15 protein-coding genes are annotated in these 19,605 nt (G+C 58.1%); 11 read left to right on the forward strand and 4 right to left on the reverse strand.

What is annotated here, in order from left to right; translation table 11 throughout:
- Positions 1–126: 126 nt before the first annotated feature.
- The 4 genes from QM579_RS09205 to QM579_RS09220 all read right to left on the reverse strand — a co-directional run bounded on the left by QM579_RS09205 (position 127) and on the right by QM579_RS09220 (position 6,149).
- Positions 127–927, reverse strand: a complete 801-nt coding sequence (locus tag QM579_RS09205) for a P-loop NTPase (protein ID WP_414998869.1) — start codon at positions 925–927, stop codon at positions 127–129.
- Between the two features lie 274 nt (positions 928–1,201).
- Positions 1,202–3,097: an anaerobic carbon-monoxide dehydrogenase catalytic subunit gene (cooS, locus tag QM579_RS09210; protein WP_414998882.1), complete on the reverse strand. Its 1,896-nt coding sequence runs from the start codon at positions 3,095–3,097 to the stop codon at positions 1,202–1,204.
- A 437-nt stretch (positions 3,098–3,534) separates the two neighbouring features.
- Positions 3,535–4,218, reverse strand: a complete 684-nt coding sequence (locus QM579_RS09215; RefSeq protein ID WP_414998870.1) for a Crp/Fnr family transcriptional regulator — start codon at positions 4,216–4,218, stop codon at positions 3,535–3,537.
- A 365-nt stretch (positions 4,219–4,583) separates the two neighbouring features.
- Complete coding sequence (locus QM579_RS09220) at positions 4,584–6,149, reverse strand: sigma 54-interacting transcriptional regulator (protein ID WP_414998871.1); 1,566 nt, start codon at positions 6,147–6,149, stop codon at positions 4,584–4,586.
- A 909-nt stretch (positions 6,150–7,058) separates the two neighbouring features.
- Here QM579_RS09220 and nifH point away from each other — a divergent pair.
- From nifH to QM579_RS09275, 11 genes are all read left to right on the forward strand, one after another.
- Positions 7,059–7,880: a nitrogenase iron protein gene (nifH, locus tag QM579_RS09225; RefSeq protein WP_183718407.1), complete on the forward strand. Its 822-nt coding sequence runs from the start codon at positions 7,059–7,061 to the stop codon at positions 7,878–7,880.
- Positions 7,881–8,038: 158 nt separating this feature from the next.
- The gene (locus QM579_RS09230) at positions 8,039–8,365 is read left to right on the forward strand and encodes a P-II family nitrogen regulator (protein ID WP_414998872.1); all 327 of its coding nucleotides are present in this window, start codon (positions 8,039–8,041) and stop codon (positions 8,363–8,365) included.
- Positions 8,366–8,374: 9 nt separating this feature from the next.
- Positions 8,375–8,752 (forward strand): P-II family nitrogen regulator, encoded by a 378-nt coding sequence (locus tag QM579_RS09235; protein ID WP_414998873.1) that lies wholly within the window; start codon positions 8,375–8,377, stop codon positions 8,750–8,752.
- A gap of 11 nt (positions 8,753–8,763) precedes the next feature.
- Positions 8,764–10,356: a nitrogenase component I subunit alpha gene (locus tag QM579_RS09240; RefSeq protein ID WP_414998874.1), complete on the forward strand. Its 1,593-nt coding sequence runs from the start codon at positions 8,764–8,766 to the stop codon at positions 10,354–10,356.
- Positions 10,356–11,720, forward strand: a complete 1,365-nt coding sequence (locus QM579_RS09245; RefSeq protein WP_414998875.1) for a nitrogenase component 1 — start codon at positions 10,356–10,358, stop codon at positions 11,718–11,720. Before QM579_RS09240 ends, QM579_RS09245 begins: the two co-directional genes overlap by 1 nt.
- 59 nt (positions 11,721–11,779) lie before the next feature.
- A complete protein-coding gene (nifE, locus tag QM579_RS09250) occupies positions 11,780–13,222 on the forward strand; it encodes a nitrogenase iron-molybdenum cofactor biosynthesis protein NifE (RefSeq protein WP_414998876.1) in 1,443 nt (480 codons plus the stop codon).
- A 68-nt stretch (positions 13,223–13,290) separates the two neighbouring features.
- Positions 13,291–16,008 (forward strand): nitrogenase cofactor biosynthesis protein NifB, encoded by a 2,718-nt coding sequence (gene nifB, locus QM579_RS09255; protein ID WP_414998877.1) that lies wholly within the window; start codon positions 13,291–13,293, stop codon positions 16,006–16,008.
- Positions 16,009–16,093: 85 nt separating this feature from the next.
- Positions 16,094–17,215 carry a hypothetical protein gene (locus QM579_RS09260; protein WP_414998878.1) on the forward strand — a complete coding sequence of 374 codons (1,122 nt, stop codon included), beginning with the start codon at positions 16,094–16,096 and terminating at the stop codon, positions 17,213–17,215.
- Entirely contained in the window at positions 17,208–18,071 is an 864-nt protein-coding gene (locus QM579_RS09265; protein WP_414998879.1) for a hypothetical protein, read from the forward strand. Before QM579_RS09260 ends, QM579_RS09265 begins: the two co-directional genes overlap by 8 nt.
- Before the next feature lie 255 nt (positions 18,072–18,326).
- Positions 18,327–19,022: a Fe-only nitrogenase accessory AnfO family protein gene (locus QM579_RS09270; RefSeq protein ID WP_414998880.1), complete on the forward strand. Its 696-nt coding sequence runs from the start codon at positions 18,327–18,329 to the stop codon at positions 19,020–19,022.
- On the forward strand, positions 19,019–19,549 hold the full coding sequence (locus tag QM579_RS09275) for a hypothetical protein (RefSeq protein WP_414998881.1): 531 nt from the start codon (positions 19,019–19,021) through the stop codon (positions 19,547–19,549). Before QM579_RS09270 ends, QM579_RS09275 begins: the two co-directional genes overlap by 4 nt.
- The last annotated feature ends 56 nt before the right edge of the window (positions 19,550–19,605 follow it).

Here is a 19,605-nt window from a genome sequence, read left to right on the forward strand (position 1 = left end):
AGAGGGAGGCTGTCGCCTCCCTCTTGTTATTCGGGGTTTACCCTCAGTCACAAACTTTGACAAAAATCTGAAATCGCACAATCCCTCAGCAGTAAGGGCGGCGATGCAAAGGCCTTAGGGCTATCTCTACTTTTCAAGCTGGCGCAACAGATCATCCATAAAAATGTCCAGCTTGTCTTGCACGTCTTGGTCCAGACCCAACACACTGGCGGAGTGCAACTGCCTTTCGCTCAATTGATCTACCACGGGCAGAGCCACGCGGCGTTGCGGTAAATGTTCCAGAGCGGGAAGATTTGCGGCCTGCCCGGCGCTGGCACGGTTCAGAATCAGGGTCTGCTTTTTCAGGCCCAGATCAGCAGCCATGCGCGACACCTGCTCCGCTGTTTGCAGCGAGCGCATGCTTGGCTCTGAAACCACAAGCAGGTGGTCCACATGCGCCACAGTGCCCCGGCCAAGATGCTCTACCCCGGCCTCCATATCCACCAGCACCCAGTCGTTCCGCTCCAGCACCAGATGCGCCAGCAAAGCCTTGAGCAAGGCGCTGGCTTCGCAGGCGCAGCCGCCATTGGCCGAAGTAAGCGCCCCCATAACCAGCAGGCGCTTTTCGCCCACGGGGCTGTCGCCCAACGGCGGCCCGCAGACCTTCAAAGGAGCGGAAAGAATTTCAGGCAAGTCGCTGACATGCGGATTCAGCATCATCATGCCGCCCTGCCCCGCTGGCCGTATGCGTTCCTGAACGAGCTCGGGCCGCTGGCTCAAGGCAATGGGCATTTCTGCCGCGCTCAAGCCGCAGGCCTGCCCAAGGGACAAAGCCGTATCCGCATCCACCAGCCACACGTTATGCCCCTGGCGCGCAAGATAGTCGCCAAGCCAGGCCGTCATTGTGGTCTTGCCCACGCCCCCCTTGCCGGAAACAGCAATCTTCATAACAACTCCTGAAACAATGTGGCGTCAAATTACTCTGGCGGATCGGGAACAAACATTCGGGCCGTGCGGCGAAAGCTTAAGAAAACGCTGATTTATTCCGTTTGGCAGCGTTGCTTCACTTTTTTGAAACAGTCGAGGACGGAAGAGTCCACTCCTGCTTCAAAAAAAGATCGCGCCTTGCCAAACGAAATAACTGCGCAGTTCCAGTTGGCTCTTTAATCAGTGCTTCCTTAAAGCCTCCGCCGCCACAGCCGGAATGTTGCGTTACGCTGTATTACGCGTTCAGGCCAAGTGCCTTGCGCTTGCTTGTGATGCGCTGATTCAGCAGCTCAGCCGCCTTTACCGGATCAGGTTCCACCACAAAGGATGCGCCTACCAGATCTTCCAGTCCGTTAAGGGCGATATCCGTCACCAACTGCGAACCCAGAATATTGGGCGGCAGGCCAAGGTGGGTATATACGCCGCTGGCCACGGCATACAGGCCAATGGCGGCTGCCTTTTCCGAATACCATTCCGGTGCGGAAGCCACCACGGGCAGGTCAGAAATATCCACGCCAAGGCTGTTGGCGATCAGCGCGCACAACTGCAAGATACGGGCGTTGTCCACGCAGCTGCCCATATGCAGCACAGGCGGTATGCCCAGCGCACCGCACAGATTGCGCAGCCCCGGCCCGGCCATTTCCGCCCCTTCGGGCATCAGCAGTCCGGCCTTGCCAGCAGCCGTTGTCACGCAGCCCGTAACAAGCACCATAATGTCATTCTTGATGAGCTCTTTGATGATGCCCACGTTGGCCGAATCCTGCTTGATCTTGGGATTGTTGCAGCCAACCACCGCCGCGAAGCCGCGCACGGTTCCCGCCTTGACGGCGTCCAGCAGAGGTTCGAGCGAGCCGCCTAGGGCTTCAAGAATGGCCTCATTGGAGAATCCTGTCATGATGTCCACAGGTTCGACGGGAATGTCTACCCGGCCGGGGTCGCGTTCGGCAAAAGCATCAATGGCCATGCGCAGGATTTTGTGCGCCTCTTCGCGCGCGTTTTCTGGCGTAAAATTCATGTGAATGGCCCCGGTAAAGCGGGCCTTGGAGGCAGTATCAATGAAGCGGGTGTGGTAACAGGCTGAAACCTGCACAAGGCTCGGCATGATGCACTGGTAGTCCACCACCACGGCTTCCACCGCGCCAGTTACAATGGCCAGCTCGGTCATGAGGTGGTTGCCCGCCATCGGGATACCCTGGCGCATGAGCAGTTCGTTGCCCGTACAGCACAGCCCGGCCACGGTGATGCCCTCGGCCCCGGCCTTTTTTGCCAGCTCGACCATTTCCGGCTCACAGGCGGCCATAAGTATCATTTCGGAAACAACGGGATTGTGCCCGTGTACCAGTATGTTGACGGTTTCCTTTTTAATGACGCCCAGATTGACTGTGGATTTGCGCGGGGTGGGAGTGCCGAAAAGAATATCGCACAGCTCGGTGGCGATCATTGATCCGGCCCATCCGTCGGACAAGGCACAACGCGCCGCGTGCAGCATTGTGTTGGGGGCGTCGTTGTCGCAGCCCATATGGGTGCGGTGCATCATTTCGGCAATTTCACGGTCAACGCCGCGCGGCGTAATACCCAGCTTATCCCATACTTCCTTACGTTTGGCAGGAACACGCGACACAAAGTTCACTGCTTTGCGTCTGCTGCCGAAGTCGCTGTAACAGGCGTCCACCACATCGGCGGCCACATCGATTATGGCCCGGCCTTCAACGGCGATGCCCAGTTCAGCCGCAATGCGCGTCAATTTGGCGGCATCACGGATCTGATAATTGGCGGCATGGCCTTCCACCACTGCTTCAAGAGTTTCGATAACGTCCCGGCCATGATCGGAATGCCCGGCGGAACCGCCGGCAATAAAGCGCCCGAAATTACGCGCCACAATAACATCCGCATCTGCCCCGCACACCCCGCGTGAAAGCTTGCCGCCGGGCTCGGCCTTGGCACTGATGCGGCACGGCCCCATGACGCAGTTGCGGCAGGTTGTGCCGAGCTCACAAAAACGGCAGTGCGGCGTCTGCTGCGCCAGCCTGTCCCATGCGGTTTCAACGCCGTCTTTGCGCGCTTTTTCAAGCATGCGCTGGGCGTCTTCCCAAATAGACATTTCGGTAATGTCAGTCAGCTTGTCTTTCATAACGTCCTCGCTCACGCTGAGTGTTGCTGCCGTCAGGCAGGGCACGCAATTGCATGCCTTTGATACCAACATAGCATTATACAGGGAATTCGTCTGTCAGCTACCCGACAAAAGGATCGGTCCGTTTCAGAAGGGCGCGGCGCGCCACAACAAAGGCAAAAAATGATCCGGCTGACCCAGGGCTGCGGATCTGAAAACCAAGCGGTAAAACATACGCAGCGGCATGTCGGTTTTCCGGGCTCGCGGCCGCCGGGCAGGCTGATACGTTCAGGGTCGGAAAGATTCAAGGAAGCACTGATTAAAGAGACAACTGGAACCGCGCAGTTATTTCGTTTGGCAAGACGCGATCTTTTTTGAAGCAGGAGTGGACTCTTCCGTCCTCGACTGTTTCAGAAAAAGTGCAGCAAGTCCGCCACACGAAATAAATCAGCGTTTCCTTAGTGCAGCAGTTCGCGCAGACGGTCTTCGTCCAGAATGCGGTACAGGCCGCGTTGCTCTTTTTGCAGAATGCCCAAGCGGGTAAAGTCGGTAAGCAGGGTGGAAATGGTCTGGCGCGATGTGCCGAGCGTTTGGGCCAGCATTTCGCCAGAAAGGGGCAGCCGGATAAGCCGCTCTTGTGGCTTTTCGCCATTCTCGTGGGCAAGGTCGATGAGCAGCCGTGCCAGCCGCACGGTCACATCGCGCAGGGCGAGACCGTCAATAATACTGAAACAGCTTTTCAGCATGCCGCCCAGCACCCGCACAATGGGCACGGTGAACTCGGGTATGGTCATCATACATCGGTTGAACGTGGGGGTATCGAGCAGCAGAAGAACCGCGTCTTCCAGCACCTGCACAAAGGCGTTGGAATGGCTCACATAGAGATCGCCGGGTTTGAGAAAGGCAATGGTGAATTCCCGCTCGCCATAGGAAAGATAGATGCGCACCAGGCCGGATTTGACGATGAAAACAAAATTGTCTTCCTGCGGCTTGTGCGGCTCCTGCTCCGCAAGATCGTCTTCATACTGGGGGGCAAAGATGATGGCCTGCCGCACATAGCGCCTTTCATGAAAGGCTGACAGCAGGGGTGCAAGCTCAGGCCGCGCCAGCTCATCAAGCAGATTGATATTACTGAATTTCATGCAGCCCCCTTTTTCATCTCTTCTGATTTCCGCAAATCGCTGCTGCTACGGCGTTCAGAAGTTCCCTGAACAGAGGCAGCTTGCCGCCCTGCTTACAGCCAGAGGCAGCAGGTCGGCCCATGCGGGCATCAAGAGAATAGACGCTGCACGAAGAGTGTCAACACAAAGGACATGCTGGCATAGAAAAGCCAGCATGTCCTTTGCGAATAAATGCCGTTGGATACCACAACTGTGCAACTGTAACGTGAACGGCGCTTCGGAGCCATGCCCTGTAAAACAAAAAGCTCCCGGGGAATCTGTTCTGGGTATTGCGGTGCACCTCACACCGCTGATCCATACGCGCTGGCTTCCCGCCCTGCCCCCTCCTACACCAGAGACAGATACTTTTTGAAATCTATGTCGTATTTTTTCATTTTATAATAAATAATACGATATGTTATATTCAAATCCCGTGCAGCCTGATGGATATTGCCCCCGGCCTTGACCAAGGCGGCGGCAATGAGTTCACGCTCCACGTTGGCCACGGTTTCCGTCAAACCCAGATTGCCAGTGTTCCAGTTGGGCGCAGAGTTTTTTTCTCCCTGAAGCATGCCGGGCAGGTGGTGCGAACGCAGCACGGCATCGTCACAAATAAGCACCGCTCTTTCCAGAACATTACGAAGTTCACGCACGTTGCCCGGCCAGTGGTAGCCAAGCAGAATATCAATGGCCGGGGTTGAAACCCGCCGCACAGGCCGCCCGTATTCCTTGCTGAACATCTCGATAAAGTGCTCTACCATTGGCAAAATGTCTTCTGGCCGCTCCCGCAGTGGCGGGATGAAAATAGGAAAAACATTGATGCGGTAGTACAGGTCTTCGCGAAACAGCCCCTGCTCCACCAGCTCTTCCAGCGGGCGGTTGGTTGCGCAGACCAGACGCACGTCCACCTTGATGCGCCGTTCATCCCCAAGGGGTTGAATTTCGCCTTCCTGCAAGGCCCGCAGCACCTTGGCCTGGGCAATGGGCGACAAATCGCCCACTTCATCCAGAAAAAGCGTACCCGTATCCGCCTGACGAAACATACCCGCCCGGTTTTGCACCGCCCCGGTGAAAGCGCCCTTGCGCCAGCCGAACAACTCACCTTCAATGAGCTCTGACGGCAGTGCCGCGCAGTTGAGCATGACCAGCGGGTTATTGCGCCGTGGGCTGGCCGCGTGCAGGGCTTGCGCCATAAGCTCCTTGCCCACGCCCGATTCACCGCGCAGCAGCACCGTGGCCTTGCCCGCCCCGGCCTGTGTAAGCCGCCGCAACACGTGATGCAGACTCTTGGAACGCGCGATGATGGACGAAGGCATGCCGCTGGCCACAGGTTCGTCAGCCAGTATACAGGCATGCCTTCGGCTCAGTTCTTCCTGAAGCCGGGCTACCTGCCTGCCAACCAACGTGGCGACCGTCTGCAAAAAGCGTCGGCGTAACTCCAGCTCTTCCTGAGGCGCTGTGGGCGTGTCTGCGCTGAGAATCCCCACCACCTCGGACTTGTCGCCGTTTTCCACATGCACGGGCACACAGATGAAGGCCAGCCGGGCCATCTCTTCTTCACTGCGGCCAAACAGGCGATTCTTAAAATCCGCCCGCCCGCGCATACATGACACAATAATGGACCGGCCCTCGGCAAAAACCTGCCCTGTAATGCCGGAACCCGGCGCATAGGCAGCCTCAGGCGCGTCGGCCTGCCCATAGGACAACGAAAGGCGCAGCTCGCCGCTGTCAGGGTCCTGCACCACAATATGCGGCCTGTCGAAATGCATGTCTTCAGCCAGGGCCGCAAGAAGTTCCTGCAAGGATTCTTGAAAGGGGTGACCAGGAGAAAGGGCCGTCAGCACCCGGTCAAGGGTATCCAGGCACTGGCCCGCATCCATAAAGGACAAGAGGGGTGGCACGTCGCTATGCACGGTGGCCTCACTTCCAGAATTGAACCGGGAATTCCCGGTACGGGCAATATCCGCGCAAAAGCGGAAATGGCGTGCCCGCCTGCTGGCGGAGCACAGGGCACACGGCAACAGACATGCCCGCCTGCCGTTGCCTGACTGAAACCTGGGGGGGTGGAGCCGAAAAGACTCCAAAGGTACAGCGACATCTTGGTTTTTCAGCATGGCCTTTGCGGCCAGCCGGAGCCTGAGCCCTGATGGGCCGTGCTCCTTATGCACCTGAAACATACCCGCAGGCTGCCCTGACGTCAAAAACAATCCGTGCATCCAACCCGAATGCTGTCGGTCTGCACCCGAAAAACCAGGCATATGCCGGGCGGAGCGCCTTCCAGCAACAGACTGATGCCCTCAAGGAACCTTCGTATGGACGCACGGTTGGAAACTGGTCTTCGAATACTGTGAGCACACCCGCCCGCGCATATCGCCTTTGAAATCCCCATTATCCCCTTCGTACTACCCTGCCACAATCACTTCCTTGATCGTATCTGCACTGGTAACCGCGCGGGATGCGCTCATACCGCACTGAAACAATTATATTTTTTAACTTCAACACACTTCAAGAAGGTCATTCAGAACGCAGCACTACGCCACTGTGTGCAGCGGCCTCTCCAAATTCCCTCCATAGTTTCAAAAATGTATCAAGTTTGTTTTTTTGAGCTGATTTTTTTCGTTATAAACTAGCAAATACTCATAGTTAACAAATTTATCTCTCTTTCTGCGTATATGGCCTGTACAGCACAAAATAGTACTGCAAACTGCCCTCCCTGACAAACAACATCAAACATATAAGCGCATTATACAAAGGGCACACTTTCTGCACAAAACGTGACAAGCGCATACGGCGCGCTAACCATCAAAGCAAGAGGGAATCTCATGCGTCAGGTAGCAATTTACGGAAAGGGCGGCATCGGCAAGTCCACCACCACACAGAACCTCAATGCCGGTCTCGGCGAAATGGGCAAGAACATCATGATCGTGGGCTGTGACCCCAAGGCGGACTCAACCCGTCTTATCCTCGGCGGTCTTGCCCAGCAGAGCGTGCTCGACACTCTGCGTGAAGAAGGTGAGGACATCGACCTTGATCTGGTTCTCAAAGAAGGCTTCAAGGGCATCCGCTGCGTGGAATCCGGCGGCCCCGAACCGGGTGTGGGCTGCGCCGGACGCGGCATCATCACCTCCATCGGTCTGCTTGAACGCCTTGGCGCCTATACCGAAGACCTTGACTACGTTTTCTATGACGTTCTGGGCGACGTTGTCTGCGGCGGGTTTGCCATGCCCATCCGCGAAGGCAAGGCCCAGGAAATTTACATCGTGGCTTCGGGCGAAATGATGGCGCTCTACGCTGCCAACAACATCTGCAAGGGTGTTAAAAAATACGCCAATACCGGCGGCGTGCGCCTGGGCGGCATCATCTGCAACAGCCGCAAGGTTGACGGCGAGGCCGATCTTGTGGCCGCCGTTGCCAAGGAAATCGGCAGCCAGATGATCCACTTTGTTCCCCGCGACAACATGGTGCAACGCGCTGAAATCAACAAGCAAACGGTTATCGAGTTCGACCCCACCTGCGGTCAGGCCGACGAATATCGCGCTTTGGCAAACAAGATTGACGGCAACGACATGTTCGTCATCCCCAAGCCCCTCAGCCAGGAAAGGCTTGAAGAGCTGCTTATGGAGCACGGCATTCTGGACGCGTAGGAACTTTGCGCTGGAGATACGCATTCTACGATGCAAACCGTCCGCCTGAACCGCAGCTGCACAGGCAGCCCGCGCGAAACAGCACAGAGGACGGATTTCCCCCAACTGCCAAAACAGCCCAGTGCTGCAAGGCAACGCAAAATCAGGGAGAACAACAAATGCAGATGATCCGCACCATCATTCGCCCCGAAAAAACCACTGAAGTGCTTTCCGAGCTTATGTCTGCCGGGTTTCCCGCAGTGACCAAGCTGGATGTCGTGGGCCGGGGCAAACAGAAAGGCATCATGGTCGGCGATGTACAATATGACGAAATACCCAAGCAGATGCTCATGCTTGTGGTCAATGATGAAGATAAAGACGACGCCATACGGGTTATCCTGCGCGTGGCGCGTACGGGCGAAAACGGACATTACGGCGACGGACGCATCTTTGTGTCATCCGTCAGCGAGGCCTGGACCATAAGCACCGGCAACGCCGGTTTGTAGGAGGCCGCCATGCAGGAGATTGTCGCCATTGTCCGGGCCAATATGGTCGGCCCCACAAAAGAAGCCCTGACCAAGGCGGGCTGCCCCTCATTCAGCTGCGCCAAATGCCTTGGAAGAGGCAAAAAAGGCATGGATAACGCTACCCTGCGTATGGTTATGGAAAACGGCGAACTGCCGCGCACCCCCACGGGAGAATCATTGACCGAGGTGGGCCGTCTCATCCCCAAGCGCCTGTTCAACATCTGCGTGCCCGACGATAAGGCCGATGCCGTAATCAAGGCCATCATTGAAGCTAACGGCACAAGCCACCCCGGCGACGGCAAAATATTCGTCATGCCGGTGGAAGAATCCTACGTGGTCCGCACGGGCGAGCGCGTTGACGCATAAGGAAGGTAGTTATGACTATGGACGCCAGCGCCAGAGTACTTGAGCGCTATAACGCCAAGGTTTTCAAGAACCGCAAGGAGCACATGCTCCGAATCAATCCGGATGAAGCGCAGCAGATCACGGCCAACACCCGCGCCATCCCCGGCATAATGACCAACCGTGGCTGCTGTTATGCAGGCTGCAAGGGCGTGGTGCTTGGCCCCATCAAGGATATGGTGCTCATTACCCACGGCCCCGTGGGCTGCGGTTTCTACAGCTGGGGCACACGCCGCAACAAGGCCAGAGCCGAAGAAGGCGAACCCAACTTCACCCAGTACTGCTTCACCACAGACCTGCAGGAACCGGACATCGTTTTTGGCGGCACCAAGAAACTCAAGGCCGCCATTGATGAAATCATGCAGCTCATGAACCCCAAAACCATCATGATCGCCGCCACCTGCCCCGTGGGCCTTATCGGCGACGACATTCAGGCCGTGGCCGCCGAGGCCGAAGCGGAATACGGTATCCGTTGCGTGGCGTACAACTGTGAAGGCTACAAGGGCGTCAGCCAGTCAGCCGGGCACCATATCGCCAACAACGGTCTCATGAAGCGGGTCATCGGCACGGGCAGCTACGAGCCTGCCAGCAAGTATTCCATCAACATTCTCGGCGAATACAACATCGGCGGCGATGGCTGGGAACAGGAACGCATACTGAGAAAAATCGGCTACGAAGTGGTTTCCGTCTTTACGGGTGACGGCGAAATTGAACGCATCGCCAGTTCCCACAAAGCCAACCTCAACCTTGTGCAGTGCCACCGCTCCATCAACTACATCGCTGAAATGATGAAGATCAAGTATGGCGTGGACTGGCTCAAGGTCAATTTCATCGGCCTTGAAGGAACCATAGAAAGCCTGCGCCACATGGCCGCTTACTTTGGCGATCCGGCCCTTGCCCAGCGCACGGAAGAAGTCATTGCCGAAGAACTGGCCGAGGTTCAGGACGAAATGGCCGCCGCCAAGGCCCGCCTCAATGGCCTTACCGCCGCGCTTTTTGTGGGCGGCAGCCGCTCGCACCATTATCAGGGCCTGCTCAAGGAACTGGGCGTGCGCACCGTGCTGGCGGGCTACGAGTTCGGCCACCGCGACGACTATGAAGGCCGCGAAGTCATCCCCGACATCAAGGACGACGCCGACAGCAAGAACATCGAACACATCACCGTGGAAAAAGACGAGAAGAAATACCACGCGTACCTCACCCAGGGGGAATACGACAAGCTTGCCGCGCTGATTCCTCTTGAAAAATACGACGGCATGATTCGCGACATGGACACGGGCACCTTTGTGGTGGACGACCTCAACATGTACGAGGCCGACAAGTTTATGGAAGTTCTCAAGCCGGACATGTTTTTTTCCGGCATCAAGGACAAGTATGCCCTGCAAAAGGCGGGAACGCTCTCACGCCAGCTGCACAGCTATGACTACAGCGGCCCTTACGCGGGCTTCAAGGGCGCTGTGCAGTTCGCCAAAGACGTTTGCCTGGGCTACTTCACCCCGGCGTGGCACATGGTCACTCCGCCCTGGAAGACCCGCCCCACCCTGCAAGGCACAGTGGGAGAAAAGTAATGCTCGACCTCACACCCAAGACACATATCAATCGTACGGGCGCACTCATCAACCCCTGCAAGACCTGTCAGCCTGTGGGCGCGCTTCTGGCAGCCCTGGGCGTGCACAACTGCATGCCATACAGCCACGGTTCGCAGGGTTGCGTATCCTATCACCGCACCTATTTGAGCCGCCATTTCAAGGAACCGGCCATTGCCTGCACCAGCTCCTTCACTGAAGGCGCGTGCGTGTTCGGCGGCGGGGCCAACATCCGCCAGGGCGCCAAAAACGCCTTTGATGTCTACGACCCGGACATCATCGCCGTACACACCACCTGTCTTTCCGAAACCATCGGCGACGACCTCAATACCTATATTGAGGAGATGGACATTCCCGAAGGCAAGCTTGTGGTGCACTGCAACACGCCCAGCTACGTGGGTTCGCACGTCACGGGCTTTGCCAACATGATGGCCGGCTTCATCAAGTATCTGGCTGCCAAAGGCAAAACCACAGAAACCGTAGGGGTGTTTCCCGGTTTCGTGAACCCCGGCGACATCCGCGAGTACAAGCATCTGCTCAAGCGCATGAAGATCAGGAACATCATGTTCCCCGACTGCTCCAACGTTATGGATGCCCCGATGACGGGCGAGTACAAGATGTATCCTGACGGCGGCACCACCATTGACGAAATCCGCGCGCTCGGCTCCTGCCGCAAGGTGCTGGCCCTTGGCCGCCTCACCAGCGAAGAACCAGCCAGCCAGCTCAAGCGTAAATGCAGCGTGGAATACGACCTTCTGCCCCTGCCGTTGGGTCTGGCAGATACCGACACCTTCATCATGGCTCTCGCCTCGCTCAACGGCGGCGATGTGGACGCCTACCTTGAAGAAGAACGCGGCCGCCTGCTGGACCTCATGCTGGACGCCAACCCTTACTTCTATGGCAAAAAAGTGGCGGTGTACGGCGACCCCGACACCGTGCTTGGTCTGGCCCGCTTCTGCCTCGAACTGGGCATGACCCCAAGCTACGTGCTGACGGGTACCCCCGGTGAAGCATTTGTCAGGCTGGCCACGGCCCTGTTCAAGGAATACGGCAAGGAATCGCAGTGCCAGGCCTTTGCCGCCAAAGACCTCTTTGACCTGCACCAGTTCATCAAAAACGAACCTGTGGATCTTTTGCTGGGCAACTCGCACGGCAAGCAGATAGCCAAGGCCGAAAACATTCCTCTGGTACGGGCGGGCTTTCCCATACTCGACCGCTACGGCCACGGCTCGCAGACCATCGTGGGCTACCGGGGGGCGTTCAACCTGGCCACAAAAATCGCAGACGCCCTTATGGACGAATACGACCGCCACTGTGCGGATGAAGATCTGGAACTTGTTATGTAGGGCCACAAGGCCGTAATCGGGCGGGGCCGCCACGGTCCCGCCCCCCAAGGGGGTTCCCCATGTCCACTGAGATTCTTGAAGAACGCCGCCAGTCCATCCAGACCAAGGAAGACAAGGGCGCGGAAAATGCGAAGGGGAACAGCGGCGGCTGCAGCGGCAACGGCATGCGTTGCGACACGGCCAGCGTGGCCGGAGCCATAAGCCAGAGGGCATGCGTCTACTGCGGCGCGCGCGTGGTACTCAACCCCATTACCGACGCCTTTCATATCGTGCACGGGCCCATCGGCTGCGCCAGCTACACCTGGGACATCCGCGGCAGCCTTACCAGCGGGTCGGAGCTGTTTCGCAACAGCTTTTCCACTGACCTTCAGGAAAAGGACATCGTCTTTGGCGGAGCGGAAAAGCTCACCGCCGCCATTGGCGAAGCCGTGGCCAACTACGCCCCCAAGCTCATCTTTGTGTACGCCACCTGTATTGTGGGCGTCATCGGTGACGATGTGGAAGCCGTGTGCCGTGAAGCCGAAAAGAAGCACGGCATCCGCGTTATTGCCGTCAAGGCTCCGGGCTTTTCGGGCACAAAGTCCACTGGCTACCGCATGGCCTGCAACGCTCTCATGCAGCTCATGCTGCCCCACGCAGACCAGCCCAAGATTCAGGGCGTCAACATTCTTGGCGACTATAATCTGGCCGGAGAAATGTGGATCATCAAGAACTACCTGCGTGAGATGGGCATTCCCGTAGTTTCCGCCATTACGGGCGATGCGGCCTATGAAGCCCTTATCAAGGCTCCGGCGGCCCAGCTCAACATCGTGCAGTGCGCGGGATCCATGATGTACCTCGCCCGCCGGATGGAAGACGAACTGGGCGTGCCCTGGATGCGCGCCAGCTTCTTTGGCGTGGAGGACACCTCCACAGCATTGCGGCAAATAGCCGAGCGGCTGGGCGACGCGCAGGCCCTGCATCGCGCCGAGGCCATCATCAGCAAGTGCTCTGTGGAAGCCACAGATTTTCTTGACCGCTACAAGCCCCACTTTGTGGGCAAAAAGGCCGCTATCTTCGTGGGCGGCGGCTTCAAGGCCATTTCGCTCATACGCCAGTTCAATGAAATGGGCATTGAAACTGTGCTGGTGGGCACACAGACCGGCAAGCCCGAGGATTATGAAATCATCGCAGGTCTGGTGAATCCCGGCACCGTCATTCTGGACGACGCCAATCCGGCGGAGCTGGAAGCCTTTATGAAGGAAAAAGGCGCGGACATTCTGGTGGGCGGCGTCAAGGAGCGCCCGCTGGCATACAAACTGGGTATTGCCTTTTGCGATCACAATCATGAGCGCAAGCACGCCCTGGGCGGTTTTGAAGGCGTGGAAAACTTCACCCGCGAGGTGAATCTTTCCCTGAACAGCCCCGTATGGAACCACACGCGGGGGGCCGATTCGTACGCCGCCACAGCCGCTGCACAGGCTGCTCTGGTACGTCAGGCCTTGTCAGCAACACACGTATAGCCAAGTCGCACAGCCAAGCCGCATTACAAGACCGCGCCGCTTCCGCCCGCGGAAACAAGGAGACGACGATGAGCGCCAACCTGGTAAACCTGAACACCAACCCCTGCAAGATGTGCATGCCCCTGGGCGCGGCCACAGCTTTTTACGGCATCAGAAAGTGCATGACCATACTGCACGGTTCGCAGGGGTGCAGCACCTACATCCGGCGGCACATGGCCACACACTACAATGAACCCGTGGACATCGCCTCATCCTCCCTGACTGAAGAAGGTACAGTTTTCGGCGGCGCGAAAAACCTCATCAAGGGGCTGGAAAACCTCATCAGGCTCTATCAGCCCGAGGTCATCGGCGTGGCCACCACCTGCCTGGCCGAAACCATCGGCGAAGATGTGCCCGCCATCATCAAGGACTTTTACGAAAGCCACCCTGAAGTAATGGCCACCATCATCCCTGTGGCCTCGCCCGGCTACGGCGGTTCGCAGTACGAAGGATTTTTTCGCGCGTTGCACGCCGTGGTGCGCCATGTGCCTATGAATCCCGCACCCAATGGCAGCATCAACATCATCACAGGCCATCTTTCCGCTGCCGACACGCGGGCGCTCAAGGACCTGCTGGATGCAAGCGGCCTCGGCTATGTGCTGCTGCCAGATCTCTCGCAGAATCTGGACGGCGGGCATGAGGAAACCTATAACCGCCTGCCCCAGCACGGCACGTCCCTTGAAAGTATATCCCTTATGGCGGGCGCACGCATGACGCTGGAACTGGCCCCCTTCTGCCCCGAGGAATATTCCCCCGGCGCATATCTGCGCGAAGCCCACGGCGTGCCTTTGTTGCGCATGGGTCTGCCCATAGGCCTGAACCTGACCGACGCATTTGTATCCACACTCGAAGCTTTGGGCGGAAAAATCCCCGCCAGCGTGCGGCAGGACCGCGCCCGGCATCTAGACGCGATGATAGACGCCCACAAGTATAACGCCCAATGCCGCGCCGCCGTATTTGGCGAACCAGATATGGTGCACGCCCTTACGCACGCCTGCTGTGAAAACGGCGTGACGCCTCTGGTCGCCGCCACGGGAGCGCGCTGCCCCGATCTGGACGCGGCCCTGCGTCCCATCATGACCAAAGCCGCCGAGACCCAGTTTGTGGAAGGTTTTGACATTCTGGATTTTGCTGATTTTACTGCCATCGAAAACGCGGTGACGGAGCGCAAGGTAAATCTCATGATCGGCAACGGCGACGGGCATCGCATTGAAGAGCGCCACCACATTCCCTTGCTGCGCTACGGCTTTCCCATCCACGACAGAATGGGGGGCCAGCGCACACGTATTCTGCTCTACGACGGAGGCACATCCCTTATGGAATCCACTGCCAATGCCATGCTGGCACGCACCGAGGTCAGCTTTCGCGAAGAACTGTTCCGCAAGTACTACAGGGCTGAAGAAGAGAACACCGCCAGTACACCAGCCAGTACCCCCACCTGTAGTCAGGCGGATCCGCAGGCCGCGTCGCATACAGAGCGGCCTGCGCCATCCCCTGCTGTTCCGAGCGTCAGCGAGCGCACGGCATCCCATCCCTGTTTTACCTGCGGGGCCTGCGCCACGTCTGCCCGGCTGCATCTGCCCATCGCGCCCATGTGCAACCTGAGCTGCAACTACTGCCTGCGCAAATACGACTGCCCCAACGAAAGCCGCCCCGGCGTGACCACCGCTGTGCTTTCTCCGGAACAGGCATTTGACCGCTTTATTCAGGTGCGGCGCGACATGCCCAACCTCACGGTGGTAGGCATAGCCGGACCTGGCGACTCCCTTGCCAATGCCGAAGCGACCTTTCGCACGCTTGAAATGATCCGTGCTGAAGATCCGGCCATCACGTTCTGCATGTCCACCAACGGTCTTGCCCTGCCTGAGCACGTGGAAGACATGAAGCGTGTTGGCGTCAGCCACGCCACTGTGACCATTAATGCCGTTGATCCCGTCATCGGGGCACGCATATACCGCTATGCTGACTTCGGCGGAACGCGATACACGGGCGAAACCGCGGCCGCCCTGCTTCTGGCAAACCAGCTGGCTGGGCTGCGGGCGCTTACGGCGGCTGGCATCGTGTGCAAAGTCAACACGGTACTGCTTAAGGGCATCAACGACCACCATATTCCCAAGGTTGTGGAAACAGTGCGCGACCTTGGCGCAGAGCTGACCAACATCATGCAGCTTATTCCGGTCAAGGGCAGCGCCTTTGAACACATGCCCCTTGTGAGCAACAAGGAACTTATGGACATGCGCAAGCGCTGCGAGCCGACCCTCAAGCAGATGTACCACTGCAAGCAGTGCCGCGCCGATGCTGTGGGACTTCTGGCGGATGACCGCTCCATAGACTATCGGCCCATCAAAATCGACAAGACTCCAGCTCCGGCAGAAGACCACGCTGCCAGCCCAGCGCCCATTGCCCGGCGCATCCGCATTGCGGTGGCTTCCAAAACAGGTGGCACTGTGGACCAGCACTTTGGGCAGGCTGACCAGTTCTTCATCTATGAAAGTGACGGACGTGAAGCCAGCTTTGTGGAAACACGCAGCGTGTCCCGCTACTGCAAGGGCATGGACGACTGCGGTGAAAAGGCAGGACGTATGGACGGCATTCTGGCCGCAGTGCAGGACTGTGAAGGCGTGGTGGCCCTGCGCATCGGCGCGAGCCCGCTGGAAAAGCTGCAAACCAGAGGCATCAGCGTTTTTACCCGCTATGAGAAGGTGGACAAGGCCGTTAACGAGGCAGCCAGGGCCCTTTGCGGTTGAGGTCATCATTCTCGCGACGCGGCCCGAGGCTTGGCGGGCCGCGTCGTTCTTTCGGGCATAACCAGCCAAAGGCAGGCCTGCCACAATGCATACAGTTCAACTGCTGGATACCACACTCAGCCTCTTCAGCACGGCCTTGCGTTCAGGTTCCAGCCGCCGCAGGCCCAGGCTTTCGCACGAAGAATTTACCAGTTGGGCCGGGCGTTGGCGGATTCTTTTGCAGGATATGGGTTTTCTTGTGGAAATTCCTTCTGACCTGCTGGGATCTCTGCATGCTGCTTCGCCTGCGGACCCAAAGGCAGGATTTTGTACAGAGCAGCATGCCCTCCTGCTGCCTGCTGCAACAGAAGACGTATTTGAAGCAGACGGATACAAACCAGAAACCGCCAGGCCAAACATCATTGAAACAGCCAGTGTAGAAACGAGCCCGTTTGAAACAGGCAACCTTGGGGCGAGAATCAGCGAGGCAGGCGCGGCATCAGCTCCGGACGGGCAATCAACTTGGCTGCGCATGGGTGGCTGTGACGACGCCCTTCCCTTCACGGAGTCTGGCTTTTTCGACAAATTCATGACCTTGCGCGATGTGTTGGAATTCTGCCCGGGCGATCAGGCAGGGTGCGCCACCGCCCTGGCTGTTTTGTGGCTGCTACGGGGCGGCAAGCGTGTGGCCGGCAGCATTGGCGGCTCGGCCCTGCACGGAACCTCTTCAGGCCCAGCGCTTGAAGAAGTGGCCTTATGCCTTGAAAGCCAAGGCGTGCACACGGGCTTGCGCAACCTGCACAAGCTGCCCGAGGCCGTGGCCCTGTTGCGAACTGCCGGATTTAGCGTTTCTCCGCACAAAGCGGTGCTGGGCGACCACATTTTTGCGGTAGAGTCTGGAATTCATGTGGATGGCATTGCGAAGAACCCCACGCTCTATGAAACGTACCCGCCCGAAAGCGTGGGGCTGGAGCGCAGTATCGTGATCGGCAAGCACTCAGGCAGGGCGGCCCTGCGCCTCAAAGCCGTCCAAATGAACATCAGCCTTATGGAAACACACGAAAACCGCCTGCTGGCAGCCGTACAAAAAATGGCCGTGCGCCAGCAGCACAGCCTCAGCGACAGACAGTTCGCTGCGCTTTGTGAATCCATCAAAACATCTTTCGGCGAAAAGCGGCACGCCGCCGCCAAAACAGGAATCCGTCCATTGGAGAAAAGACATGGCTGACGTCATTCTTGTGGACACCACATTGCGTGATGGCGAACAGGCCCCCGGCTTCGCGTTTTCGCGCAGTCTCAAGGTGCGTCTGGCGGCCTTGCTGGACGCTGCGGGTGTGGGACAGATAGAGGCGGGTATTCCGGCGATGGGGCCGGACGAAAGAAAAACCCTGCGCAAAATTATGGATGTCTGCTTTCAGGCCCGCATATCCACCTGGAACCGCCTTTGCGAAAGCGACATCAAAAATTCCCTGGCCTGCGCGCCGCATGTCATTCACGTGTGCTGCCCCCTTTCTGACCGGCAGATATGCAGCAAGCTCAAAAGCGACCGTCAAAAGGTCATGGCAGCCCTGCGGCAATGCGTTGGGCTGGCGGCATCGGGCGGTGCTGAGGTCAGCGTGGGTTTTGAGGATGTTTCCTGCACCACAGAGCAACAGCTGGGCCAGGCGGTGGAAGTGGCAGCCCAGGCCGGAGCCCGGCGCATACGCCTCAGCGACACGGTGGGCAGATACACGCCGGACGCCGTGGCCAAAGCCGTACGGCTGGTGCTGCGGCAGGGGCTGGAAGCAGAAATACACGCCCACAACGACTTGGGCATGGCGGTGCCCAACTCGCTTATGGCCGCATACACGGGTGCGCGCTATGTGGACACCACCCTGTGGGGCATTGGCGAAAGGGCTGGCAACTGCAGCATGGGAGCTTTCACGGCGGCTCTGGACCGCCTTGAACATCTTACCTGCGCCGTCAGTGGTCAGGGCGCGGCCCGCCTTGAAAGAAAGGCCGCACCCTTTATCCCGCGCCCTCTTCTGGAAGCGTGGAATGTGCCCGTCGTGCGACGCGCCCACCACACGTTCCCCTCTTCATGAAGAACGCGCACCACCTGAAGCAGAACACTCTTGGCAGCATATTTTCAAAGATTGAAAACAGCCACGCTGCCAAAGCATCTGCCAGGCAAATATCTACGCCGTAGCAAGACGGCAATGCTCTAAAGGTTCCGGCAAGCGCAACAGCTGCAACTACGCATACGGCTGATGGCTGACACCTGACGCCATCGCCGTAACAAAGTATTTTAAAACTGCCCTAAAACGGATTCCGGCAAGAATCCGGCCAGTGAGGCTGATATGGAATGCACCTACATTGTCCTTCTGGAAGACGATCACGAATGTCTGACCACCATCAAGCAGTGCACCCGGCTGGCTGTATGGCAGCGCAGCGCCAGTACCAACGCCAGCGGCGGCGAAATAAATATCGCCCCTACGGCCGCATGGCAGCAACTGGAGGCCATCCCCTTCACTCTTTCAGGCTGTTATGAACTGGCGGAAATGCGCGACCGCATAAAGGTTCTTGACCGACAATTGCCTCAAGGCGCCATCATCGCCGGAACGTCCATTTCAGGGCTGGCGTACAATGAGTTCAGCCAGATGGGTTTTTGCCTGTGCGAGCTGGAAAGCTTCAGCCCCGACATTCTGGATGCTCTGGCGGCTGAGGTGGCGGCCGAAGCCGAGCCCTCCGCACAGGTTCCCACAGAACCCGTTTCAGGCGACACTCCGGGGAGCTACAGGATTAACCTTATGGAAGTGCAGGCGGCGCACCCTGAAGTCTCGTCCAAAAAAGCATTGCGTCCCTTTCTGGCCTCAACGCCTTTTGTGGAGCTTGAGATCATCTGTTCACACATGCCTCCCTGGCTTGACGGGCATATGAAAGAACGCAACCTGACCTGCTCCCGTTCGCGAACGCCGGAAGGCAACCTGCGCCTGCGCATCTCGCACGCCCTGTGCAACCAAGCGCCTAACAGCAGCAACGGAGACAGACCATGAGCTCTTCCACAAAGTTTGAAACAGTGGCAACTCCTTACGGGTGTATGCATAATGTGCATGTTCTTTCCCGCTGGGACAACGGCGCTCCCCGCGCTTGCCACTGCCTTGCGCCGGATATGGCTCCCACGCCTCACGGTTGGCTCATGCCCCTGCACGACGTCACCGACGTGCGCCGCAGTTGTGAAAACAGTTTTACACTCTACCCCAACGGCATGTGGCGCAGCCTGGAATTGCAGCATCAAACCAGCGTGCCTACACCTCTGGGACTTTTGCCAGCTGAATGGCTGTCGTGGCATCCTGGCGGTGCGCTCAAGCGCATCCTGACGCGCAAGGGAAGGTTGAGCGGCTACTGGACTGAAAAAGATGAAGAGGCACTGGCCCCCTGCCTTGACCTGACTTTGCCTGCGGGCCGGTTTACGGGCAAGGTGCAGGGCCTGCGCTTTCATCCGGGTGGGCAATGCGCCAGCATAACCCTTTGGCCTGGACAAACCTGGACCATCTCCACCCCTGTGGGTCCCCTGCCTTGACCTGACTTTGCCTGCGGGCCGGTTTACGGGCAAGGTGCAGGGCCTGCGCTTTCATC

It is taken from the genome of Desulfovibrio sp., assembly GCF_047607245.1.
GTDB lineage: Bacteria > Desulfobacterota > Desulfovibrionia > Desulfovibrionales > Desulfovibrionaceae > Desulfovibrio.